Annotated in this window: 25 protein-coding genes; 13 read left to right on the top strand and 12 right to left on the bottom strand. The window is 66.7% G+C overall.

Annotated elements, in window-relative coordinates; translation table 11 throughout:
- Positions 1-7: 7 nt before the first annotated feature.
- The gene (locus tag V1Y59_RS17640) at positions 8-337 is read right to left on the bottom strand and encodes a hypothetical protein (RefSeq protein WP_330506246.1); all 330 of its coding nucleotides are present in this window, start codon (positions 335-337) and stop codon (positions 8-10) included.
- Between the two features lie 152 nt (positions 338-489).
- Here V1Y59_RS17640 and V1Y59_RS17635 point away from each other — a divergent pair, with 152 nt between their 5' ends.
- Positions 490-1077 carry a dihydrofolate reductase family protein gene (locus V1Y59_RS17635; protein ID WP_330506245.1) on the top strand — a complete coding sequence of 196 codons (588 nt, stop codon included), beginning with the start codon at positions 490-492 and terminating at the stop codon, positions 1075-1077.
- Positions 1078-1087: 10 nt separating this feature from the next.
- Here the strand turns inward: V1Y59_RS17635 and V1Y59_RS17630 are convergent, their stop codons facing one another.
- Positions 1088-2410, bottom strand: coding sequence for an NAD(P)/FAD-dependent oxidoreductase (locus V1Y59_RS17630; protein ID WP_330506244.1), 1323 nt, complete (start codon positions 2408-2410; stop codon positions 1088-1090).
- Positions 2411-2549: 139 nt separating this feature from the next.
- Between V1Y59_RS17630 and V1Y59_RS17625 the strand changes: the two genes are divergently transcribed.
- Entirely contained in the window at positions 2550-3119 is a 570-nt protein-coding gene (locus V1Y59_RS17625) for a hypothetical protein (RefSeq protein WP_330506243.1), read from the top strand.
- 15 nt (positions 3120-3134) lie between these two features.
- Here the strand turns inward: V1Y59_RS17625 and V1Y59_RS17620 are convergent, their stop codons facing one another.
- Positions 3135-4628, bottom strand: a complete 1494-nt coding sequence (locus V1Y59_RS17620) for a flavin-containing monooxygenase (protein WP_330506242.1) — start codon at positions 4626-4628, stop codon at positions 3135-3137.
- A 113-nt stretch (positions 4629-4741) separates the two neighbouring features.
- On the opposite strand from V1Y59_RS17620, the gene V1Y59_RS17615 reads away from it, so the two are divergent.
- Positions 4742-5965 carry a PucR family transcriptional regulator gene (locus V1Y59_RS17615; RefSeq protein WP_330506241.1) on the top strand — a complete coding sequence of 408 codons (1224 nt, stop codon included), beginning with the start codon at positions 4742-4744 and terminating at the stop codon, positions 5963-5965.
- On the opposite strand, the gene V1Y59_RS17610 is transcribed toward V1Y59_RS17615, so the two are convergent.
- Positions 5958-7067: an NAD(P)/FAD-dependent oxidoreductase gene (locus V1Y59_RS17610; RefSeq protein ID WP_330506240.1), complete on the bottom strand. Its 1110-nt coding sequence runs from the start codon at positions 7065-7067 to the stop codon at positions 5958-5960. The genes V1Y59_RS17615 and V1Y59_RS17610 overlap by 8 nt on opposite strands.
- Positions 7068-7178: 111 nt before the next feature.
- Here V1Y59_RS17610 and V1Y59_RS17605 point away from each other — a divergent pair, with 111 nt between their 5' ends.
- A complete protein-coding gene (locus V1Y59_RS17605) occupies positions 7179-7742 on the top strand; it encodes a type 1 glutamine amidotransferase domain-containing protein (RefSeq protein WP_330506239.1) in 564 nt (187 codons plus the stop codon).
- 24 nt (positions 7743-7766) lie between these two features.
- Here the strand turns inward: V1Y59_RS17605 and V1Y59_RS17600 are convergent, their stop codons facing one another.
- The 5 genes from V1Y59_RS17600 to V1Y59_RS17580 form a co-directional block, all read right to left on the bottom strand.
- Positions 7767-8252: a PPOX class F420-dependent oxidoreductase gene (locus V1Y59_RS17600; protein WP_330506238.1), complete on the bottom strand. Its 486-nt coding sequence runs from the start codon at positions 8250-8252 to the stop codon at positions 7767-7769.
- 22 nt (positions 8253-8274) lie between these two features.
- Positions 8275-9366 carry an NAD(P)H-dependent amine dehydrogenase family protein gene (locus V1Y59_RS17595; protein WP_330506237.1) on the bottom strand — a complete coding sequence of 364 codons (1092 nt, stop codon included), beginning with the start codon at positions 9364-9366 and terminating at the stop codon, positions 8275-8277.
- On the bottom strand, positions 9363-10391 hold the full coding sequence (locus V1Y59_RS17590) for a Rieske 2Fe-2S domain-containing protein (protein WP_330506236.1): 1029 nt from the start codon (positions 10389-10391) through the stop codon (positions 9363-9365). Before V1Y59_RS17590 ends, V1Y59_RS17595 begins: the two co-directional genes overlap by 4 nt.
- Positions 10392-10489: 98 nt before the next feature.
- Positions 10490-11077 (bottom strand): hypothetical protein, encoded by a 588-nt coding sequence (locus tag V1Y59_RS17585; RefSeq protein WP_330506235.1) that lies wholly within the window; start codon positions 11075-11077, stop codon positions 10490-10492.
- 86 nt (positions 11078-11163) lie between these two features.
- Positions 11164-11454, bottom strand: a complete 291-nt coding sequence (locus tag V1Y59_RS17580) for a hypothetical protein (protein ID WP_330506234.1) — start codon at positions 11452-11454, stop codon at positions 11164-11166.
- A gap of 55 nt (positions 11455-11509) precedes the next feature.
- Here V1Y59_RS17580 and V1Y59_RS17575 point away from each other — a divergent pair, with 55 nt between their 5' ends.
- The 7 genes from V1Y59_RS17575 to V1Y59_RS17545 all read left to right on the top strand — a co-directional run bounded on the left by V1Y59_RS17575 (position 11510) and on the right by V1Y59_RS17545 (position 18513).
- Positions 11510-12130: a TetR/AcrR family transcriptional regulator gene (locus tag V1Y59_RS17575; RefSeq protein ID WP_330506233.1), complete on the top strand. Its 621-nt coding sequence runs from the start codon at positions 11510-11512 to the stop codon at positions 12128-12130.
- A 91-nt stretch (positions 12131-12221) separates the two neighbouring features.
- Complete coding sequence (locus tag V1Y59_RS17570) at positions 12222-12542, top strand: putative quinol monooxygenase (protein ID WP_330506232.1); 321 nt, start codon at positions 12222-12224, stop codon at positions 12540-12542.
- A 143-nt stretch (positions 12543-12685) separates the two neighbouring features.
- A complete protein-coding gene (locus V1Y59_RS17565) occupies positions 12686-13879 on the top strand; it encodes a thiolase family protein (protein ID WP_330506231.1) in 1194 nt (397 codons plus the stop codon).
- Entirely contained in the window at positions 13872-14549 is a 678-nt protein-coding gene (locus V1Y59_RS17560) for a TetR/AcrR family transcriptional regulator (protein WP_431309211.1), read from the top strand. The genes V1Y59_RS17565 and V1Y59_RS17560 overlap by 8 nt, the downstream gene beginning before the upstream one ends.
- Before the next feature lie 32 nt (positions 14550-14581).
- Positions 14582-15730, top strand: coding sequence for an acyl-CoA dehydrogenase family protein (locus tag V1Y59_RS17555; protein WP_330506230.1), 1149 nt, complete (start codon positions 14582-14584; stop codon positions 15728-15730).
- A 131-nt stretch (positions 15731-15861) separates the two neighbouring features.
- Positions 15862-17016, top strand: coding sequence for a serine hydrolase domain-containing protein (locus V1Y59_RS17550; protein ID WP_330506229.1), 1155 nt, complete (start codon positions 15862-15864; stop codon positions 17014-17016).
- 432 nt (positions 17017-17448) lie between these two features.
- Positions 17449-18513, top strand: coding sequence for an alpha/beta hydrolase (locus V1Y59_RS17545; protein WP_431309219.1), 1065 nt, complete (start codon positions 17449-17451; stop codon positions 18511-18513).
- A 5-nt stretch (positions 18514-18518) separates the two neighbouring features.
- On the opposite strand, the gene V1Y59_RS17540 is transcribed toward V1Y59_RS17545, so the two are convergent.
- Both V1Y59_RS17540 and V1Y59_RS17535 read right to left on the bottom strand, forming a co-directional pair.
- A complete protein-coding gene (locus V1Y59_RS17540; protein WP_330506228.1) occupies positions 18519-19292 on the bottom strand; it encodes an IclR family transcriptional regulator in 774 nt (257 codons plus the stop codon).
- 67 nt (positions 19293-19359) lie between these two features.
- Complete coding sequence (locus tag V1Y59_RS17535) at positions 19360-20556, bottom strand: cytochrome P450 (protein ID WP_330506227.1); 1197 nt, start codon at positions 20554-20556, stop codon at positions 19360-19362.
- 154 nt (positions 20557-20710) lie between these two features.
- Between V1Y59_RS17535 and V1Y59_RS17530 the strand changes: the two genes are divergently transcribed.
- Positions 20711-21271: a TetR/AcrR family transcriptional regulator gene (locus V1Y59_RS17530; protein WP_330506226.1), complete on the top strand. Its 561-nt coding sequence runs from the start codon at positions 20711-20713 to the stop codon at positions 21269-21271.
- Positions 21272-21432: 161 nt separating this feature from the next.
- Positions 21433-22995, top strand: a complete 1563-nt coding sequence (locus V1Y59_RS17525) for a DUF222 domain-containing protein (protein ID WP_330506225.1) — start codon at positions 21433-21435, stop codon at positions 22993-22995.
- Positions 22996-23001: 6 nt separating this feature from the next.
- Here V1Y59_RS17525 and pcaC read toward each other — a convergent pair whose 3' ends face one another.
- Positions 23002-23379, bottom strand: coding sequence for a 4-carboxymuconolactone decarboxylase (pcaC, locus tag V1Y59_RS17520; protein WP_330506224.1), 378 nt, complete (start codon positions 23377-23379; stop codon positions 23002-23004).
- Positions 23380-23390 lie beyond the last annotated feature (11 nt).

Below are 23390 nucleotides of genomic sequence, written 5' to 3'. Positions count from 1 at the left end.
GGCACGCTCACCGTGAAGACGGCGGCTCGCCAAGCAACGACCACCAGTAGTCCTCGGAGATCTCCTCGCCTGCGCGAAGGACTTTGGCGAGTCCGATCGTCATGAGGATGCCGAGGATGCCGAGCCACAGGCCCACCAGGGAGATGAGAATCCAGGCGACGGTGACGGCACCCTGCCACGGTTCGAGGATGATCAACACCGGCGCAAAGAAGAAGCCGGCAACGATGTACCAGTACGATCCCCACCGGTCGCACCACATCACGAAGGTCAGCCATCGAGGGCTCGACTCTGTCGGTGCCGCAATGGGAATCGATAGGGAATGGCTGCGCGATGTCATGGCGCACCTCCTGTGATCCGGGTACCTCCATCCTCCGACCGAATCAGCATCGAGACCACTACCTGCGAGGTAGTGGTCTCGAAACCGCGCGTCGCCGGAAATCGCTTGTTCCGCTGCGCGACCGACCGATACCGTCGACGCCGGAGGTGCACATGCGCAAGCTGATCTATCTCGTCGCCGCGACGCTGGACGGGTTCATCGCCGCGTCGGCCGGAAGCGATCCGTCCGGAACGGTTTTCGAGCTCGAGGGTGACCATGCCTCGTCGTTGCTGGATGAGTATCCGGAGACGATCCCATTCCATGTGCGGCCGATGATCGGGATGGGCGACGTCGAACCCCGCCATTTCGACACGGTGCTGGAAGGACGAGCCAGCTATGAGATCGGGAGGTCGCAAGGCGTCAGTGACGCCTATCCGCACCTGCGGCACCTGGTGTTCTCTTCTACCCTCGACGCGACCCCGGCGGAATCAATAGAACTCGTGACGTCGGACGCGATCGCGCATGTCCGCGCATTGAAAGCCGAACAGGGCCGCGACATCTGGCTCTGTGGCGGTGGTTCGCTCGCCGCTTCGCTCCGCACAGAGATCGACGAGATCCATCTGAAACTCCACCCGGTCGTCCTCGGCACGGGGATACCGCTGCTCGCGCCGCCGACGACGCCAGAGGTCGACCGCTTCCGACTACGGTCCGCACAGCCCTTCCAGAGCGGCGTGAGCCTGATGATCTACGAACGCCGCTGACCACGACCACTCACCGATACGGCCGCCTCGCCGTCTCCGGATCGCCGTATGTGATCGCCCGTTCTCGCCTGGAATCCGTGAGAAGGGTTGCACTCCAATTCATCACGGTTCCGAGCCGATTGCGCATCCCGGCGAGGAAAGCGATGTGGATGACCCCCCACGCCACCCAGCCGATGTAGCCGTACAGATTCAGCCTGCCCGCCTCGACGACTGCGTGCCTCCGCGCGATATAGGCGGCGCTGCCCAGATCGTGATACTTGAACGGCGCCCGCTCGGTGCCGTCCCCGGCCAGATGCGCGATGACCGCCCCGACGTGGCGGCCACCCTGCATCGCGACCTCGGCCACGCCCGGCAGATTGTCGCGCGACATCATGTCCCCGACGATCCACACGTTCGGATGGCCGGGCACCGACAGATCCGCTTCCACCGAGATCCGCCCGCCCCGGTCCTGCTCGACGCCCAGCGCCCGCGCCACCACACCCGCAAACGGGACCGCCTCGACTCCGGCGCTCCACAACGTCGTCCGGGTCCTGTATCGGATCACCTCGGGCGGTGTGGACTTCGACGTCGTCTCCACCTCCTCGGCGGTCACGTCGGTCACATGCACACCCAGGTGCGTCTCGACGCCGAGTTCATCGAGGATCGTCTGCGCCCGGTGCGACAGCTTCGGACTGAACGACGGCAGCACCCGATCCCCGCCGTGCAGCAACAAGACCCGCGCCTCACTCGGGTCGATGGTGCGGAACTCGTTCTGCAGCGCCAACGTTGCGAGTTCCCGGATCTGCCCGGCCAATTCGACACCGGTCGGCCCGCCGCCGGCGACCGCGAACGTCAGCCACTCTCGACGCTGCTCGGCATCCGGTATCGTCTCGGCCACCTCGAATGCGCCGATGATGCGTCGGCGGATCGCGAGGGCGTCATCGAGGGTCTTCATGCCCGGCGCATACTGCGCGAAATCGTCGTTGCCGTGATAAGCGGTTCGCATCCCGACCGCGACCACCAGGTGGTCGTAGCCGATAGTCATCGACGAGCCGTCCGGTCGGCACACCGAGATGGTCTGCCCCTCCGCGTCGACCTCCTCGGCCTCCCCCAACACGACGTCGGCATTCCGCTGCCGACGCAGCAGATGTCGGATCGGGCTGGAGATCGCACCTTCGGACAACAAGCCGGTCGCGCACTGATACAGCAGTGGCTGGAAGAGGTGGCTCGTCCCACGGTCGACGACCGTGACGTCCACATCGGCCCGCTTGAGCCGACGGGCGGTCTGCAGCCCACCCAGACCTGCACCGACGATCACCACACGTGGCCTACCATTCGCACGCTGAGCGGTCACGCCTGCCGATTGTTCCAGAACCCCGCCGTTCCCTCAGCGGTTCCGACCCTCAGCCGGCGGCCACCACACTGACGAGACCGCGCCGACACGAGACCGGTCGATTTGCGCGCGGCAACCTTCAAGGCCTCACAATACGAACATGAGCCAAGCAGGTGGCCTCGATCCCGCCCACCCCGTCGATCCGGCCCGGCCCACCGACCTCGATGACACGGCCGACCGACCGCCGAACGTCGCGGTGACGTTCCTCAAGGAACGCGTGTACGCGACCTTCACCGGGCTGGCCATCGTGCTGACCCTCTACAACGGCGCCGACCACCACAGCGCCGCCTACGCCTTCGAGATCCTGTCCATGGGCGTGCTCGCGGTGATCCTGGCCGGTTTCGCGTCCGACGGCATCGCACATCTGTCCGTACACCGCCACTTCCCGCGGGGCAACGAGATCCGCACCCTGCTGCGGATCGCCGGCCACGCCCTCGAGACCCTGGTCATCCCCATCGGACTGATCGTCGCCGCATGGATCGGCATCCTCGAGCTCGACACGGCGCTACTGATCGCCGGGTTCGTCTACATCGGCACGCTCGGCCTGACAGGCTGGCTGGCGGTGCGCAACGCCGAGGTCACGTGGTGGCAGAAACTCGCAGCGCTCATCACGCTCGTGGTGATCGGACTCATCGTTCTCAGCGTCCAGGTGTTCGCGCACAGCCACTGACCATCAGTCAGCAGTTCAGACCGTGACGCGCTCCCCGGACCGCTCGCGTGCCGTCGCGAAGCGCAGGTTCTCGTCGGCGACATCACCACGCAGCAGCCGACGGTCGGTGTAGTAGCTCATCGACATCACCCACGGCGCCTTCGGCCCCTGCTTCGGCAGCGACTCCAGCGCACGCTGCACATAGCCCGCCCCGAAGTCGAGCAACGGCCGAGTCGGCATCGCCGGATCGGCGACAGCCCGCACGCTGTCGTAGCCGTGACGGTCCATGTGCCCCAGCAACTTACAGAAGTACTCGCACAGCAGCCCGATCTTCAGGGTCCACGACGAGTTCGTGTAACCGATCGCCATCGCGAAGTTCGGCACACCGGACAGCATCATCCCGCGATACACCACCGTGTCCGTCAGCAACACCGGCTCACCATCGACAGTGAGGTCGATCCCGCCGACCACCTTGATGTTCAGGCCGGTCGCGGTGACGATGATGTCGGCCTCCAGCTCCGCACCGCTCTCCAGCAGGATGCCGTTCTCGGTGAACGTCGCGATGCGATCGGTGACGATCGACGCCCCACCCTTCCGGATGGTGCGGAACAGGTCCGCATCGGGGACGACGCACAGCCGCTGATCCCACGGGTTGTACGGCGGATTGAAGTGCTCGTCGACGGGATAGCCGTCGGGCAGCTGGGATTCATTGATCTTCCGGATCACCCGACGAGCCTGTTTCGGGAAACGTTGACACAGCTCGAAGAGCAGCCGCTGCTGCGCAATGTTCTTCTGCCGCGTCACCGCATACCCGACCTTGTCGCCGAGCACCTTCTTGAGCGTGTTCGCGATGGCGTCCTCGCGCGGCAGCGGGATGATGTAGGTCGGGGTCCGCTGGAGCATCGTGATGTGGGCGGTGTGGTCGGCCATCGCCGGCAACAAGGTCACCGCGGTGGCACCACTGCCGATCACCACGACGCGCTTGCCCGCGTAGTCGAGATCCTCGGGCCAGTGCTGGGGATGCACGATCTGTCCGCGGAAGCGTTCGCGCCCTTCGAAATCCGGACTGAAGCCCTCGTCGTAGTCGTAGTACCCGGACCCGCAGAAGATCCACCGCGCACTGATCTGGATGCGCTCACCGGTGTCGAGACGATCGATGTCGACGAGCCACCGCGCATCCTCCGACGACCACGCAGCCGACACGACCTTGTGCTCGTACCGGATCAGGTCGGTCAGCCCGTTCTCGTCGATCGTCTCGTGCAGGTAATCGAGAATGCGTGGGGCATCGGCGATCGCCTGCTTGTCCCGCCACGGCTTGAACTCGTAGCCGAACGTGTACAGATCGGAATCCGACCGAATGCCCGGATAGCGGAACAGGTCCCACGTGCCACCGGCGACCGCGCGCGCCTCGACGATCGCGAACGACCTGGCCGGGTGCTCGGTGGTGAGGTACCGGGCCGCACCCACCCCGGACACCCCCGCCCCGATGATGAGGACGTCGAGCGTTTCGGTTCCTGTCGAAGTGGGCACGTTGCTCCTCTGATGGTCGGCACGGCTGTTTCTCCCAGCATGGTCATCAACCTCCAACCACGCCAGGCACAATGTGCAACATACAGACATCGCATATGGTGCAGAATGCACGCATGAGTGACTGGCCCGCCACGTCCGAACGGGTACGCGAACTGCTCAGGCGCGGCGCCGAGATCGTGCTGGCGCCCCCGGACGAGTGGATTCAGGAGATGCACGCCGCCGCCCTGGGCGGGGTGCGGATGAGTCCGGTCGCCGACGACCCCGTGCTCGCCGAGGGCACCCGCCGCACCAACCTCGCGAACATGCTGCACTGGGCGGCGTCGAACGTCCGCGACCCGGGAGACCGGGTACCGGTCAACATCACCGGCCACGTCCTCGACACGGCGCGCGACCTGGTCCGACGCGGGTTGGGCGAGTCATCGCTGGACGCGTACCGCACAGCGCAGAGTGTCGCGTGGCGACGGTGGATGGAGATCTGCTTCGAGCTGACCGACGATCCCGCCGAACTGCGCGAGCTCCTCGACATCTCGTCGTTGTCGATCTCGACGTTCATCGACGACACCGTCGCGGCGATGTCGGAGCGAATGGAGGCCGAGCGCGCCGACCTCACCCGCGGCACGCATGCCGAGCGCCGCCAGACCGTGGCGCTGCTCCTCGAGGGCGCCCCGATCCCGCCCGACCGTGCCGAGGCCCGACTCGGATACCGGTTGAGCGGACCGCACGTGGCGGCCGCGATCTGGAGCGAACCGGGAGCATCCGCGGTGCAGGAACTCGAGGCGGTCGCCGACGCGATGGCGAAGGCGACCACGGCCGGTGACCGACTCACCGTCATCGCGAGCGCGGCGACCCTCTGGGTGTGGCTGCCCGTACCGCGGGTCCCACCGATCCGCGACCTCCCCGACCACCCGACGGTGCGCGTGGCCATCGGCCGGCCCGGCCGCGACCTCGACGGGTTCCGTCGCAGCCACTTCCAGGCCCTGTCCACCCAACGGTTGATGGCCCAGTACGCGTCGGCACCGCACGTCGCGCGCCACGAGGACGTGCGCCTCATCTCGCTGCTGACCTCCGACGCCACGGCCACCGACGAATTCCTGTCCGACACGCTCGGCGCACTCACCACCGCCGACCCCGACACCATCGTCACGCTGCGCACCTGGATTGCCGAGCAGTGCAACACATCCCGCACCGCCGAACGCCTGTACACCCACCGCAACACGGTGATCCGACGACTCGCGCGCGCGGACACGCTGATGCCCCGGCCCGTCGCGGAGAACATCGTCGACGTCGCGGCCGGCCTGGAGATCCTGCGGTGGCGGCCGTCCCCACCTGCTACGTGAGCGCTGCACCCAGCCGGGCGGCCGGCGCGAAGTCGTCGGGCACCCGTCCCGACGCGACCGTCTCGACCAGGGCGTCGCCGATGACCGGCGCGTGTTTGAACAGGTTGTGGCCCGCGACCGCGACGATCGGACCCGACCGCCAGATGGCCATCCCGTCATCGCCCCACGGCAGGGTCGTCACCCAGCAGTGCACGATGTCGCGCGGGGCCGGGTCCAGGCCGGGCAGCGCCGTCTCGACGTAGCGGACGGCGGCGTCGGCGAACTCCGCCAGCCGTGGACCGTCATCGATGGCGCCGTCGTCGTGCGCGTCGACATGGTCGGACAGTCCCAGTCCGTAGCCGGAGCGGTCCGGGTAGGCGGCGGCATACACCCCGGTGGCGCCGAAATGGCCGCTGCCGTCCTGCAGGGTCGGCAACCGGGACACAGGTTCGCGGGCCGCGAACGACACCCGCACATGCGCACCCAGGGAGACCGGCACGGTGATGCCCGCGCCACGCGCCAACGCTGCCGTCCCCCGTCCCGCGCAGACGACAACCGCGGCGTGCTCGCCATGCGTCGTCGGCGTACGCACCACCGCCCGATCCCCGTCGCGATACAGCGCGATGACCTGCTCGCCGACGATGCGGTCGGAGAACCGTTCCGCCAGGGCGCCGATGGCGGCGCGGGTGTGGATCGAGCCGCCGCCCGGATCGAGCATCGCCATGCCCTCGTACTCGCCCAGCAGGGGGAGGAGTTCTCGCAGTTCGTCACCATCGAGTTCCTCGGCGGCCACCCCGGCGTCGCGCAGCAACGGCAGACGCCGATGCACCGCGTCACCGAGCGCCACCGCCCCGTCCTCCGAGACCGTGGTGACCCCGAACTCCTCGGTCAGCGCGTCCCACTGCTCGCGCGCCCGCACCGCGAGCCGGATCAGGCGCGGATCGTCGTGCGCGTGGCGGAAGATCCGCGACTGCCCGGCGGACTGGCCGTACCCGGGTCGGCCCGATTCATAGAGGGTGACCGAATAACCTTGCCGCGCTGCGTGATATGCCGTCGAGAGACCGATGATGCCGGCGCCCACCACGGCGACGTCGGATCGTGCGACGTCGGACGAGTCGACCATGACCCCACGCTACGCCCACCCCGGGACACCGTCGGTGCCTGCGGTTTGCGGCCCAGTCGGTACGGGTACGCCTCCCGATGACGCAAGATCCGAATCGAGAAAGGACTCGACATGCCCGAAGAGCTCGCCGGCACCACGATCGCGTTCCTGGCCGCACCCGAAGGCACCGAACAGGTCGAGCTGACCGAACCGTGGAAGACCATCGAGGCGGTCGGCGGTACGCCGCGCCTGGTATCCACGTCGGACGGCGAGATCCAGGCGTTCAACCATCTCGACAGGGCCGATACCTTCCACGTCGACCAGACGGTCGGCGACGCACGCGTGGCGGATTTCGACGCACTCGTATTGCCCGGCGGCGTCGCCAATCCCGACTTCCTGCGGGCGAACTCCGATGCGGTCGCGCTCGTGAAGGCGTTCGTCGATGCCGGGAAGCCTGTCGCGGCCATCTGCCACGCGCCGTGGACGCTCATCGAGGCGGGCGTGGTGAGCGGCCGCACGCTCACCTCCTACCCGAGCCTGCAGACCGACCTCCGCAACGCCGGTGCCGACTGGGTCGACGAGGAGGTCGTGGTGTGCCGGTCGGGCCCCAACACCCTCATCACCAGCCGCAATCCCGACGATCTGCCGGCGTTCAATTCGAAGCTCACCATCGAGTTCGCCAAGGCCTCTGCCTGACCCGGTAGGTCGGTCGTCCGCAGGTCAGCCGTCGGCGGCGTCGAGCCGTTCGGCGACGTCGGCGGGGAATCCGCCGGTGGCGATCGGCCCCCACCGGGTGGGCAGGATCCGGATCAGCGACTTGCCTTGCATCCGCATCGCGGCCCGGTACTCGTCCCAGTCCGGGTGCTCGCCGGAGATGCAGCGGAAGTAGTCGACGAGGCCTTCTTCGGCGTCCGGCATGTCGAGTACCTCGGCGTCGCCGTCCACCTGCACCCATGCACCGTTCCATTCCTCGGACAGCACACAGACGCCGGCCACCGGCGTGCGCCGGATGTTGGCGGCCTTCGCCCGTGCCGGGTATGTGGAGATCACAATCCGCCCGGCGTCGTCGACCCCGCCGGTGACCGGCGACAACTGCGGGGTGCCGTCGCGACGCATCGTGCTCAACAGCATCCGGTGCCGCGGACGGATGAACTCCAGGAGCTCGGTTCGATCGACGGTGTCGGAGGTCGCAATGGTTCGGGCCATGGTCTCGACCCTACGCCGACGATCAGATCCGAAAACGCCCCGCGAATCCCCGCAGCGGCATGTCGGCACTCGTGAGGATGCCCGGCCGGGCCGCGACCACCGAGGAGATCGCGTTCAACGCCGGCAGCCCGGTCACCGTCATCCCGATCGACGCGAACGACGCCGGGTCGGACAGGTCGACGCCGGCTCTGGGGAAGATCATGTGCTTGGAGTAGACCGACGGGTCACCGGTGATGTGGGTGATGTAGCAGCCCTTGATGTCCCATGCGGGATCGGTGTAGGGCGTCATCTGCCATTCGAGGTGGGTCTCGACACGCGGCACACCGTCGACCATGCCCTGATACTTGATGTAGTTGGCGCCCAACGACCCTTCCGGTAGGAAGTACCAGCCGAGGTCGACGTCCTTGGTGCATGCGCCGAGCTCATAGCTGAATGCGACCTCGTCGAGTTCGAGATCGAAGCAGTCGGCCATCAGGTACACCGAGTCCGCGAACACCTCGGTGTATGTCCGCAGGGATTCCGGGATCGAGGGGTCGTCGACCGGCCGTCCGTACCCCACCGCCTTCCACGTCTCCGCCGAATGGTGGCACGACACGTCGACCGATTCGGTGACGGTGACCTTCTCGATGTCGGCGACATCCATCGACTGCGCCACCGCGATCACCTGTGCGGCACCCGGGTTCATGCCGGTGCCGTAGAAGGTGGAACCACCCTTCTGACAGGCGTCTTCGAGGATCTCGGTGGTCTTGCGGCCGCTGGGGTGTGGATGGTTGGTGTTGCGGTGAAAGCCGGTGATCCAGTCGGCGGTGGTGACGATGTCGATGCCGGCCTCGAGGACCTGTACGTACAGGTCCTCGTCGGGGAAGACGCCGTGGAACGTCATGACGTCGGGCTCGGCCGCGATGATCTGCTCGACCGTCCCGGTGGCGGTCACCCCGATCGGTTCCATCCCGACGATCTCTCCGGCGTCGCGGCCCACCTTGTCCGGTGAATAGCAGTGCAGGCCCACCAGTTCCAGGTCGGGATGGTTGCGGATGCGTCCGATCATCTCGGTACCGACGTTGCCGGTGGCGACCTGGAACACCCGGATCGGCCGGGTGGAAGTGGATGTCATGACACGACCTTTCGCTTGTCGGATCCGACGTCACGCACCGCCGGTCGATCCGGATAGAACTGGGTGGCCCACGCCCGCAGCGCCGTGAACCCCTGATACTCCTTGCGCGACAACGCAGGCGGGTCGGAATAGCGCTGATGCCGCCAGATCTCGATGTCCGCCTCGAACTGCTCGATCACGAAGTCGGCCATCGTCTTTCCGTAGTCGGTGATCGGCCCGGACTCCTCGCCGGGTTTTCGGCCGATCCACACGGTGAAGCGGACGTCGGAGGTGTATTCGTCGACCGGGGTCACCGCCGGCATCGTCCGGTTGTCGACCATTCCCCAGCTCTTCGTGACCGAGCAGCCGAGGCCGGCGTTGATGGATTCGACTCCGCTGGTGGCTTCTTCGAGGGTGGCCCCTTCGTCGAACGCGATGGTGAAGTCCACATACGAGACCGGGCCGGAGAAGTCGTGCCGGGTGAACTCCGGCATGAACGGGGTCTTGTGCACGAACTTGAAATGGGCGAAGTCGACGCCGTTCTCCATGATGTACTGCGGATGGATCTCCAACTGCTGCCGGAACAGCGTGGCCGCCGGAACCGGCGGGTAGTAGTCGTCGGCCGTCTTGTTGTCGCCGAAATCGGTGAAGATGTCCGGCACGTCGAAGTGTGGTGGCCGGTTGTCGACGTCGTACCAGATCCAGATCGCCGCGTTGCGCTCGACGACCGGATAGCTGCGGATGCGGCGACCCTTGTTCGGGCGGCTCTCGTACGGGATGCAGACGTTGCGGCCCTCGCGATTCCACTCCCAGCCGTGGAACGGGCAGACGATGTTCTCGCCCTCCACGTGTCCGCCGTACCCCAGATGCGCACCGAGGTGCTCACAGTACGCGTCGAACACCGCCACGGTCCCGGAAGCCGCACGCCACGCGACCATCTCGCGTCCGAAGTACGTCATCCGGCGTACCGCGCCGACCGCGAGCTCCGCCGACCACGCGACCTGGAACCACCCGGTCGGCTCCATCGAGAGCGGAATCCTGGCCACTCGACCTCCTCGTGCATGCGGGTCACGATGCGTCGAAAAGGATCGTAGTGGGTTCTACGAAACTGCGGTAGGGGTCTGGCCCGAGATCTGTCGTTGCCTCAGATCTGACGCCGCCGCGCCAACAGCACCCCGAGCCCGCCGTACCCCAGGATGGTGAAGGCCGCAGCACCCCACAGCCCGATCGCCGGGACCGCGACGAGCGGGATCGAGTACAGGAACCAGCACTGCGCGAACAGGGTCTGCCACCGCAGCGCTCCGGTCCATCGGCCGGCGATGGCGATGCGGATGCCGATGATCGCCATCCCGAGCATCGACAGCGGCCAGCAACTGTCGAAGATCGCCCAGACGACAGAGTCCTGGATCAGCCAGAACATGTCCAGGAACGTCGACACCAGCGCTCCCCCGATCAGCGCGAACTCGATGCGGTACCCGACCCGGGCGACACGGCCGGTCCCCATCGCCCGCGTGCGGTATTGCACCGCCAGGAGCGCCAGCAGCGAGAACTGGAAGGCGAACCCGGCCACGCCGCCGACCAGCGACGACAGGCCGAAGCCCTCGTCGTCGCCGACCACGGCCAGGGTGATCGCCCAGATCGGTGCGCTCACCGCCAGAGCCAGGCCCACCCGGAAGGTGGGCACCGGATTCGGCGTGACGACGGGGTGGGCGGACGGATCGACGGCGGTCATGGATTCTCCTCGATTGGCGATGATCGAGGAGAAGCATCACCGACCCGACTTGGGGTTGACTTGGGGTCCTCGCCGCGACCTGTCGTTCAGTCCTGCTCGTGCGGCCAGTTGCCCTGGGTCGTGAGCTCTTCGAAATGTCGGACCAGGTTGGGGTTGAGCTCCTGCTCGACGGCTTTCTGGAAGTCGCCGTCCCACTCGGCGAGCCACTGCTCGTCACGGTCACGCAGGTAGATCGGCCACCCGTGCGTGATCTCGAGTTCATCGGAGTACAGGTCGGTCGAGCCGTCTTCGCGCATGTACCAGTACTTCTTGCCCGACTCCCAGAACGCCTTCAGCTCGTCGGCCGTGACGTAGTACTCGCCGTCCGTTTCCCGCATGTACCCGATGCTACGGACCGAGACGTCGCGCGTGACCCGATTAGGATCGGGCGTCATGACCAGCGAGGCCGGCACCGAAGGGCGACGCACCAACCGGCGTGGGCGCTCCACCCGGGAGGCGATGCTCGACGCCGCCGTCACCGCGCTGGCCTCCGGGGAGCCGGGCTCGGTGTCGGCGAATCGCATCGCCAAGGAGACCGGTGCCACCTGGGGAACCGTCAAGTACCAGTTCGGCGACGTCGACGGACTGTGGGCGGCGTTTCTGCGCCGAACCGCCGAACATCGTGGCGAGTTGCCCTACCGCGAGAACAACAGCGCACCGCTGGCGGACCGGGTCGCCGACATCATCGACATCCTGTTCGTCGGTCTCACCTCAACCGAGGCGCGCGCCATCGAGAACCTGCGGGCCGCGCTGCCGCGCGACCCCACCGAACTGGAGCGGTCGTACCCGGCGACCGCGGCGGAGCTCGCATCCTGGAAGGACAGCTGGGCGAACGCCTGCCAGAAGGCATTCGCGGATCTCGATGTCGATCCGGTGCGTGTGCGCGAGGTCGCCGCGTTCATCCCCGGCGCGATGCGTGGCCTCGTATCCGAGGCACGGTTGGGCACGTACTCGGACCTCGATGAGGCGCGCCGCGGACTGACGAATGCGATCGTGGCCTACCTCGACCGGTGAGATGTTTCGGGAAGCACGGATTCGCCCGCGCTCCATGGCCTAACGTCAGGCGCAGATCGTTACGTCTCTCAACCACCAGGAGTTCGACCACATGTCGCCCGTAGTCGTCGTTGCCACCCTGTCCCCCAAGCCCGGCGAGGAGGAGGCCGTCAAGGAAGCCGTCCTGAACGCCATCCCCAAGGTCCACGCCGAGAAGGGATGCCTCAAGTACGCATTGCACGAGGCCACCGGCGACTCGACCGACCTGGTGATGATCGAGAAGTGGGAATCGATCGACGCCCTCGCCACGCACGGCCAGGCGCCGGCGCTCGCCGAACTCGGCCAGGCCATCGCGAATCTGCTGGCCGCACCTCTCGACGTCAAGACCTTCACGCCTATCCGAGCAGGAGAAACGGACCTGGGCGCCATTTAGCCCCTGCACCGACCGGGCCCGCCGATCTTGTTGATCCGGCGGGTTGCGGCGTGCTAGACAGGTAGAACGAGCGTTAGATCGGCGCGTCACGGAGCGCGTGTCACCAGCCGATACGACTCACCGCCATCTCCGGGAGGATCCACATGCCTGAAGCAGTCATCGTCGACGTCGTCCGCCTCGCCTCGGGGAAGGGCAAGCCCGGCGGCGCCCTCTCGGAGACCCAGCCGGTCGAGTTGCTCGCCCACGTGCTGCGCACCCTGGTCGAACGCAGCGACATCGATCCCGCCCTCGTCGACGACGTCATCGGCGGTTGTGTCGGCCAGGCGGGCGAACAGGCCCTCAACATCTCGCGAACCGCACTGCTGTCGGCGGGCTTCCCCGAGTCCGTGCCCGCGACCACCGTCGACCGCCAGTGCGGTTCGAGCCAGCAGGCCGCCCACTTCGCCGCCCAAGGTGTGATCGCTGGCGCCTACGACGTGGTGATCGCCGCCGGTGTCGAGTCGATGAGCCGCGTGCCGATGGGCTTCACCACCGTCGGCCGCAGCCCGTACGGCCCCAGCATCGCGGCCCGCTACCCCGACGGCCTTGTCGGCCAGGGCATTTCGGCCGAACTCATCTCCGCGAAGTGGAAGTTCGACCGCGACACGCTCGACGCGTTCGCCGCACAGTCGCACCAGCGCGCCGCCGCTGCCGCGGCCGACGGGTTCTTCGACCGCGAGATCATCCCGATCGACGTCGCCGATGCCGACGGCAACACCGTCACCCACACCGCCGACGAGACCGTCCGCGCCACCACCACCGCCGAGGGCCTCTCCGGACTGAAGCCGTCCTTCTACAGCGAGGAATACGCGCAGCGGTTCCCGGAGATCAACTGGCACATCACCCCCGGCAATTCGTCGCCGCTGACCGACGGCGCCTCGGCGGCACTGATCATGAGCGACACGATGGCCGCCAAGCTCGGCCTGACCCCGCGCGCACGGTTCCATTCGTTCTCGCTGGCCGGCGACGACCCGGTGTTCATGCTGACCGCGCCGATCCCGGCGACCCGCAAGATCCTGGAGCGGTCCGGTCTGTCGATCGACGACATCGACGCCTACGAGGTCAACGAGGCGTTCGCGCCGGTTCCGTTGGCCTGGGCCAACGAGTTCGGGGCCGATCCGGCCAAACTGAACCCGCGTGGCGGCGCGATCGCACTGGGCCACGCCCTCGGCTCGTCGGGCACCCGCCTGCTCAGCACGCTGGTCAACCACCTCGAGGCAACCGACGGTCGGTTCGGCCTGCAGACGATGTGCGAGGGCGCCGGCATGGCGAACGCCACGATCATCGAGCGTGTCTGACGCCATGTCGACGGCCGCGACCGACGAACCCGATGCGGTTGCGACCGCATCGGGTGACTGGCGCCACGTCGAACCGCTGTACCTGCCGGTCACCCTGGCCGCCGCCAAGGACGCGTTCCACGAGCGCGGGTTCCACGGCACGTCGATCCGCGACATCGCCTCGCGGGCAGGGGTTTCCCTGCCGACGCTGTATTACCACCACGAGAACAAACAGGGCATCCTGGTGGCGCTGCTCGAGGCGGGGATATCGTCGATCCTCAACCGGGTCCGTGCGGCGATCGCCGATGGCGACACCCCGCGCCAGCAGCTGTCCAACGCCATCGAGACGATCGTCCTGCACATGACTGCGGACCTCCAGCTAGCCAGCGTCGGCCGCGAACTGCGCTACCTCGACAGCGACAACCCGCACCGGCAGCACTACGTGGGAATGCGGACCGAGATGGAGGACCTGCTCGCCGACGTCCTGCGTCGTGGCATGGCGAGTGGGGATTTCCAGATCCCGGGCAATGTCCGAGAAGTGTTGCGGTATCTGCTCGGAGCCTGCCAGGAGGTCACCACCTGGTACCGCCCGGAGGGTGCCCGGTCACCTGCGCAGGTCGCCGAGTCCTACGCGGCGACGTCGCTGCGCGCTGTGGGCGCATCGTCCGACACCACCACCGATCACACCTGACCATCATCGACAGAGGAGTTGAGGGGAACACCATGAAACGCACCATCTTCGAGCCGGAGCACGAACAGCTTCGCGAAACCGCCCGTGAGTTCCTGGCCCGCGAATGCGCGCCGTACGTCGAGGAGTGGACGGCCAACGGCCAGGTCGACCGCGACGCGTACAAGAAGGCGGGCGAGGCCGGTCTGCTCGGTTTCAACATGCCCGAGGAGTACGGCGGCGGCGGATCCGACGATTTCCGCTTCAACGCCGTCGTCGTCGAGGAGTTCGCCCGCTTCGGCGGTGCCGCACCCGGCCTCAGCCTGCAGAACGACGTCGTCGCACCGTACTTCCTGCACCTCGCCAACGAGGAGCAGAAGAAGCGCTGGATGCCCGGGATCGCCACCGGCGAGACCATTCTCGCGGTCGCGATGACCGAGCCCGGCGCGGGCAGCGACCTCGCCGGGATCAAGGCGTCGGCCAAGCGCGACGGCGACCACTACATCCTCAACGGCAACAAGACCTTCATCTCCGCCGGCATCAACTCCGACCTCGTCGTCGTGGTCTGCCGCACCAATTCCGATCCGGCAGCAGGACACAAGGCCTTCTCGCTGCTCGTCGTCGAACGTGGCATGGAAGGTTTCGAGCGTGGTCGCAAGCTCGACAAGATGGGACTGAGGGCACAGGACACCGCCGAGCTGCACTTCACCGACGTCCGCGTGCCGGTCGAGAACCTCCTCGGCGAAGAGGGCAAGGGCTTCTATCACCTGATGCACAACCTGCCGTCGGAGCGCCTCTCCATCGGCATCGGCGCAATCGCCGGTGCCCGTGCCGTGTTCGACGAGACGCTGCAGTACGTCCGGGACCGCAAGGCATTCGGCAAGCCAATCGGCACCTTCCAGCACAACCGGTTCGTGATGGCCGAGATGGCAACCGAACTCGACATCGCCGAGCAGTACATCGACCGCTGCCTGAAGGCCGTCGTCGACGGTGAGCTCACCGCGGTCGACGCGTCGAAGAACAAGTGGTGGTGCACCGAGCTGGCGAAGCGCGTCATCGATCAGTGCGTGCAGCTACACGGTGGGTATGGCTACATGAACGAGTACCGTGTCGCCCGCGCCTACACCGATTCGCGAATCCAGACGATCTTCGGTGGCACCACCGAGATCATGAAGGACATCATCGGCAAGGATCTGGGTCTCTAGGCCGGATAATCCACCACAGTTGACGACAATCGGCTCCGTGAGGAACGACCGAGGGGAATGTGCCCTCGGCACGCCCTCACGGAGCCGATTTTTGTCATCGTCGCGTCTCACCAACGGCGAGGAGCCCAGACATGAATGACCCGATCATCCACGGCCACGTCGACGAGGGATTCGGCCCGGTCCGCGACGCCCTGACCGAACAATTGGCATCCGGTGAGGAGGTCGGCGCAGCCATCGCGGTCGACATCGACGGTGAGACCGTCGTCGACATCTGGGGTGGCCACCGTGACGGCGCGAAGATCCTGCCCTGGGAACGCGACACGATCGTCAACGTGTGGTCGACGACCAAGGAGATCACCGCACTGGCGATCCTCGTCCTGGTCGAACGCGGACAGGTCGACCTGCACGCCCCGGTCGCCACGTACTGGCCGGAGTTCGCGCAGAACGGCAAGTCCGCGATCGAGGTTCGCCACGTCATGGCGCACACGTCCGGGGTCTCCGGCTGGGACCAGCCGTTCGACCTCACCGACATGTACGACTGGGACAAGGCCGTCGAGCATCTCGCCCGGCAGGCGCCGTGGTGGGAGCCGGGGACCGCGTCCGGGTACCACGCACAGAACCAGGGGCATCTGCTCGGCGAGATCGTGCGTCGGGTGACCGGGAAGCACCTCAAGGACTTCGTCGCCGAGGAGATCGCCGGGCCGCTGGGAGTCGACCTGCGGATCGGTGCCGGCCCCGACGACGACGATCGGATCGCCGAGGTGATCCCGCCACCGCCGACGCGGATCGATGTCGCGGCGCTGCCGACGGATTCGCCGATGTTCAAGACGTTCACCGGCCCGCCCGCGAGTGCGGCCGCGGCCAACACGATCGCCTGGCGGCGCGCCGACCTGGGTGCACTCAATGCACACTCCAATGCCCGCGCCCTGGCCCGGACCATGTCCGTGATCTCGCGCGGCGGAACCGTCGACGGGGTGAACCTGTTGTCGGCGAGGACGATCGATCACATCTTCGACGAACAGGCTCGCGGCGACGACCTGGTCCTCGGTGTGCCGCTGCGGTGGGGCATCGGATTCGGGCTTCCCGAACCCGTCACGGTGCCCGCTCTCCCGGACGAACGCATCTGCTTCTGGGGCGGGTGGGGCGGATCCGTGACGGTCATGTTCCCGCTGCGCAAGATGACCGTCTCCTACGTGATGAACAAGATGGCGCCGGGCATCATCGGGTCCGACCGGTCCGATGCGTATCTGAGGGCCGTGCTGGCGTCGACTCCCCCCTCCCCCTGATCGAGTAGTCGGCGAGCGGCAGCAAGTCACCCCACCCGCTGATCGAGTAGTCGGCGAGCGGCAGCAAGTCACCCCACCCGCCGATCGAACAGCCAGCGAGCCGCAGCAAGTCACCCCACCCGCCGATCGAATAGCCAGCGAGCCGCAGCAAGTCACCCCACCCGCCGATCGAATAGCCAGCGAGCCGCAGCAAGTCACCCCACCCGCCGATCAAGTAGCCAGCGAGCCGCAGCAAGTCACCCCACCCGCCGATCAAGTAGCCAGCGAGCGGCAGCAAGTCACCCCTCCCGCTGATCGAGTAGTCGGCGAGCGGCAGCGAGTCGACGTATCGAGATCCCCGTGACCACACGTCGCCGCACCGACCAACGTGCCGACGCGCCCGGCGCCTCCCGTAGGATCGCACCCCGTATCCCACGAGACCGGAAGGTGCCCATGCTCGACGGCGTCCGTACCCTGTATCGGCTGACGCGCGGCGAGCGTGTGGCCGAGGACCAGCCCACCCCACACAGGACGCTGTCCGAGGGCCATCACCAGACACTTCGGCGCTACGGCACCGACGCGGAGGTCGACGCGGCACGCGCGGCGAAACGCACGCCGGTCCTGTTGGTGCCACCACTCGCGGTCCCCGCCCGCTGCTACGACCTCGCACCGGACATGTCGGTGGTGGCGTCCCTGCTGGCAACCGGACGCATCCCGTACGTCGTCGACTTCGGCGAGATGGGTTATGCCGATCGACATCTCGGATTCGAGGACTTCGCCGACGACATCGTCCCCGCCGCGATCGCACAGGTGCTCGCCGACTACTGCGACACCACGAGCACCGTAGATCTCGCGGCGTGGAGTCTGGGCGGAACCGTGGCGTTCCTGACCGCCGCCGCCCACCCCGAGCTGCCTATCCGATCGATCACCGCTATCGGCACCCCGCTGAATTACTCTCTGGTGCAGCCGTATCCATTGGTCAAGCGGCTCATCCGGCCGATCGGGCCGGCACCGGTGACGTATTCGCTGAAAGCGATGGGCGGCATCCCGGCACCGCTGGTTCGCCTGGCCTACCGCGCGACGGCGTGGGAGCGCGAGATCAAGAAGCCCGGCTACATCCTCCGCAACGCCGACAACACCGAGGCGCTGGCGCGGATGCAGGTCATCGACTGGTTCCAGGAGGCCCTGCCCGGCTATCCGGGTAAGCTCGCCGAGCAGATGTGGCAGAACCTGGTCTACCGCGACGAGATCGCCGGTGGCGTCGTGCGATTCGGCGATCGCAGCATCGACCTCACATCCATCGCGGTGCCGATCCAGCTGTTCGGCAGCCATCGCGACGCCATCGTGAGCTGGGGTGCGGCACGCCATGGCGTCGAGATCTTCGCCGATTCTCCCGAGGTGCACTTCACCACCGTCGAGACCAGCCACCTGGGCCTGATCGCCGGCAGCGAGGCCAGCGCGCAGACGTGGCCGAGGGTGGACGGATTCTTGACCGGCCTGGACAGCGCGGTCGCCTGAACCTGTCAGACCATCGCGGGCGACGGCATGCCCCCGCCCAACGTGCGGCCGACTCCCTGCGCGGCCACCTGCGCCGCCGCCACCAGGGTCGCCCGATTCCGGCCCAGTGACGGCACCACCACACCCAGTGCGGCGACCACCTCGTCACCCCGACGAATCGGCACCGCTATCGAACACGCGCCAAGCGTCATCTCCTCGGTGGTGGTCGCGTAGCCCTGCTGACGGATCTGACGAAGCTGCCGGTCCAGCACCCCGGGCGCCACGATCGTGTGCGGGGTCATCGCCCGTAGGTCACCCATCGCCTCGCGGCGCACCTCGTCGGGAGAATGGGCGAGCAGCACTTTGCCGACACCGGTGCAGTGCAACGGAAGTCGACTACCGACCCTACTGACCACCGGCACCGAGGCCCGACCCGACAGCCGGTCCAGGTAGAGCACTTCCACCCCGTCGCGCACCGCGAGGTGCACGGTCGCGAAGGTCGCTGCGTACAGGTCCTGCAGAAAGGGCGCCGCGATCTCCCGGATGCCGGATTGGATGGGCGCGAGCAGGCCCAGATCCCACAGACGTCGCCCGATGACGTAGCGGGTGTCGGGCCGGCGAGTCAGCGCACCCCAGGTCTCCAACTCACGGACGAGACGATGCACCGTGGGCACCGGCAGCTCGGCACGCTCGGCGATCTCGGTGAGGGTCAGCGCCCGATGGGTTCGGTCGAAGGCTCCGAGCACCTCCAACGTCCGGGCAGCCACCGACTGCCCCGGTCGGCTCGTGTTCCCCGCCATCGCCGGCCCTTTCACTCAGTGGAATCGTTCACTCAGTGGAATCGAGTGTAGGGGCTGCGCATGGCGATCAGGACACGGTGAGCGGCAGCGTTCTCAGCCGCCGTACCAGCAGACTGCGTTCCCACTCCGGGTTGTCGCCGTGGACGACGAACTCCGTCGTGGAATCCAGGAGGAAGTTGATCGCCGTCCGCGCCTCGAGACGAGCGACGGCCGCGCCGACACACAGATGCATCCCCTTGCCGAAGCCCAGATGGGGCCGACGCCGCGACGGATCGAGGACCACGCGGTCCGGTTCGTCGAACTGCTCGGCATCGCGGTTGGCCGAACCCCACGCCAGGTACAGGTGTGAGCCTGCCGGCAACGTAACGTCGCCCAGAGTGGTGTCCGTCACGACGTGCCGATAGGGACCGCGAAACGGCGACTCCACGCGGAGGGCCTCCTCGATGAAGGTCGGCACGAGATCGCGATCATCGCGCAGCTGCCCAACCAGTTCCGGTTGCTGTCCCAGAAGCCAGACGGCGTTGCCGAGGAGGCTGACCGTGGATTCCGCCCCGGCAGCCACCAGTTGGATCAGCATGACGACCGCGGTTTCCTCCTCGAGGTCACCTCGGCGCACCACCGTGGCCAAGTCACCCATCACGCCTTTTCCGGATCCCTCGATCGCTTCTCGAAATGCCGCTGCGACATGGCTACTGAGCTCTCCTACCGCGACGCCGGCCGCTTCCAGCTGCTCGGCGGTCACCACTCCGTCGAGGAGGACGGTCGCCGCGAATGACCAGCGGACGAGATCGTCGATGTCATATGTCGGGAATCCCAGGAGCTCCGCGACGACGGCCATGGGCAACTGCTGCGCGACCGCCGTCATCCAATCGATCCGGCCGCTGCCGAGTCCAACGCTGCCTACCCCGTCGTTCCAGAGACGCGTCAGCGTCCGATCGATGAACGGTTCGAGATCCTTCATGCGTTTCGCCACCAGTGACGGCATGACCAGCTTTCGATGATCACGGTGTACCGGATCGTCGGCGGTCGCGAGCGCATGCAGCGGGGAACCCAGCTCGAGAATCGGGTACTCCGTCACCGTGCCGTCCGCAGTCCAGACCATCGTCGCGGTGAGATTCGACGAGAAGTCGTCGGGCCGGGAGACCGCTTCGGCGACGAGGTCCCAGCTCGACACGAGATAGAAGGGCGAATCGTCCAGCCGGGCCACCGGCGCCACGCTGCGCAGATGTTCGAAGTACGGGTAGGGGTTGTCCAGATCATGCATCTGACCAGCGTCGACTCCACACGACACCGAAATCAACCGGAGACGGAAAGTCGACACCTCGGGCGCGGCGGTTCACGTGCAGGGTGTCCCACGCCCATCGACCGACCTCGACGAATCGGTGAAACATTCCAGGCAGATGTCTCACACTGAGACCGTGACGGGCGACTGGTTGGTGAGCGACGACCGCAACGACACTGCGCGCGTCAGGCTCTACACGCTGGCCACGGAGATGATCGGTCGCGATGGACTCGATCGGTTCGACCTCAACGACCTGGCTCGTCGTGCTCACTGTTCGAGGGCGACGGTCTATCGGCATGTGGGCGGGAAGAAGCAGTTGCTCGAGGCGGTGTGGGCATTCTCTTCGGCGGCCGTGGTGGCCGAGGTCGAAGCGGCGACCGCCGGTGTCGCAGGACGCGAGCGAACGTCGGTCGCGATCACGGTGGCCGTGCAAGCGATCCGGTCCGACCGTGTGATCCGCCAGTTCGTCGAATCGCGTCAGATCCTCGCCGCGGCCGATACCGTCATCCACTCACCGACGATCATCGCGGCGGCTTCAGAACTCATGGGACTCGATCCCGGTGGCGATCCCGGGAACGCGGTGACGGTTCGCTTCGCGATTCGCGCGATTCTGTCGATCCTCACCGTGCCCGCGCACGATCCCGCCGAAGAACGCGAACTCATCGACATCCTCGTACACGCCGTACATCCGTCCTGACCTGCTGCGATCAAATCTGTCGGACCCCTGTCGTACATTGGTTGTCAGCGGAATCAAACAAGTGATGTCACACCGGACCGGCCCTGAGCGGCCGATCCACCTTCTGAGATATGCGGGCCTACGGTTCCGCGTTGTCCACAGTGTCTCCGAAGGGTGTTGGGGTGTCGGTTCCGGATTGGCGGCTGTCGTCGTGGTGGGGAGAGGCCTCGCCGTGGCCCGACCTCGCGCCCTTGTTCACCGGGAATGTGCACGCCGACGACGTGCCCCAGGCTGACACGAATCAACTCCTCGGTTCGATGGCATCGACGCAACGCGGCAGCGCTTATCTCGCCTGGCACGACTATCAACTGGCCGCCGAACTCCACCGGCGTCTGGTCGGTGAACAGGAGCGGCCAGAGGACCTTCTTGTCGTCGACGGCTTCGCCGACTGTGCCGCCCGGATCGCCCTGGCACTGAGCATCTCCCAACGCAGCGCAGAGCAACTGATCCACGAGGCGGTGGCGCTGCGCGATCGCCTTCCCGAGGTCTCCGAGCGTCTCCGCAACGGGCAGATCTCGCAGGCCCGCGTCTCGACCATCATCGCGCGCACCGATCTGCTCAGCGGACAGGAATGCATGGCAGCCGTCGATGCCGAGATCGCCGCCGAACTGGATCTGCATCGAGGGGCGTGGTCGGCCGAACGGCTTCGCAACATGACAGACCGCATCGTGTTCCGTCACGATCCGGACGCGGTCCGGGAAGCACGCAGACGCGCGCTAGCCGACCGCCGGATGTCGACGACGCCGAAGCCGGACGGGATGGCAGAGATCGCGGGGACCATGTCGGCGGAGAACGTGCGGATCGCCGCGTCGGCGGTGAAAGCGCTCGCGGCCACAGTGTGCGCCCAGGACGACCGTACGAAACAACAGCGCGCGTCCGATGCCATGTTCGCGCTGCTGTCCGGCACCCGATTCGAATGTCTCTGCGGCCAGGAGGATTGCACCGCGCAGATTCCGGAGCCGGGGACCGTACCGCCTGCGGACGCCAAGATCGTGATCCACGTCGTCTGCGACGAGTCCACGCTCACCGGCGACGCCGAGCATGCGGGTTTCGTCGACGGCCACGGGGTGATCTCCGACGAGCATGTGCGTGACCTCGCGGCACGGAAGGACGCAGTGATCAAGCCGCTGGTACCGAAGGGCACTCCGCAGAATCCGGATGGCACTTTCACCCTGCCGGCACACCTGCCGTCAGATCCCTACCGGCCCTCAACCGCGCTCGACACCTACATCCGGGTGCGGGACGGCTACAGCGTGGTGCCGGGCAACGCCACCCCTGCGTTCGAGGGCGATGTCGAACACGTCCACGAATACAACCACGCCGACCCGGCCGCGGGCGGACAAACGGTGCCGGAGAATCTGAACATCAAGGACCGCTTCTTCCACATCCTCAAGACGTTCGGCCAGTGGGTCGACGACATGTACCGCGACGGCCGCGGCCGGTTGCGCACCGAGTTCACCACCCCTGAAGGCCTGGTGATCGAAGGCGATCCGGACAACCTGGAGACGATGTTCCCTGGGCTCCTGCGCATCCGGTTCACATCGCCGGAACCACCGGGAGACACCGAACCCGCGCCTCCCCCGGAACCCACCGTCCCACCGGCCCGACGTGTGTCGCGGTTGGCGGCCAAACATGCTCGCAGACAACAGGAACGAGAGCGCAACCGCCGACGGAGGGAGGAGTGAAGCGAGTCAGGCCTCCTCATCGACCTCCGCGAACACCCCATTCGCGATCCGGAACGCCGTATTGGCATCGGGCACACCGCAGTAGATCGCCGACTGCAGGAGCACCTCCTTGATCTCCTCGCGGGTCAGGCCATTGCGCAGCGCAGCGCGCAGGTGCATCGCGAGCTCTTCGTGGTGCCCACGGGCGATCAGTGCGGTCAACGTGATCATCGACCGGCTGCGGCGATCCAGCCCGGGACGGGTCCAGATGCTGCCCCACGCATACTCGGTGATGAGTTCCTGGAAGTCGCGGGTGAGGTCGGTGATCGCGTTGGTTGCCCGGTCGACATGTGCGTCACCGAGAACCTCGCGTCGCACCGCCATTCCGTCGTCGTATCGGCTCATCGTCGCTTTCC

The sequence above is a fragment of the Gordonia prachuapensis genome, assembly GCF_036350515.1.
Taxonomy (GTDB): Bacteria; Actinomycetota; Actinomycetes; order Mycobacteriales; family Mycobacteriaceae; genus Gordonia; species Gordonia prachuapensis.
This window is presented reverse-complemented; position numbering and strand designations above follow the sequence as displayed.